This is a genomic window from Arcobacter sp. F155 (assembly GCF_004116455.1).
In the GTDB taxonomy this organism is placed as follows: domain Bacteria; phylum Campylobacterota; class Campylobacteria; order Campylobacterales; family Arcobacteraceae; genus Halarcobacter.
Map to the genome: position 1 here is coordinate 1 of NZ_PDJU01000058.1, position 387 is coordinate 387.

At 52.2% G+C, this 387-nt stretch carries 1 rRNA gene; it reads right to left on the bottom strand.

The annotated features are described in order from the left end of the window. Nucleotides 1-387, bottom strand: a 23S ribosomal RNA gene (locus CRV03_RS14055); the annotation flags it as partial.

Below are 387 nucleotides of genomic sequence, written 5' to 3' on the forward strand. Positions count from 1 at the left end.
AAGTTACGGGGTCATTTTGCCGAGTTCCTTAACCAGAGTTCTCTCGCACACCTTAGGATTCTCTCCTCGCCTACCTGTGTCGGTTTGCGGTACAGGCACCTTTTATCTCGCTAGAAGCTTTTCTTGGCAGCGGGGAATCAAAGACTTCGCTCCATAAGGAGCTTCCCCATCACAGCTCAGCCTTCACGATAAGCGGATTTGCCTACTTATCAGCCTAACTGCTTGGACGTGCACAACCAATCGCACGCTTCTTCTATCCTTCTGCGTCCCTCCATTGCTCAAACGATAAAGAGGTGGTACAGGAATATCAACCTGTTGTCCATCGCCTACGCCTGTCGGCCTCGGCTTAGGTCCTGACTAACCCTGAGCGGACGAGCCTTCCTCAGG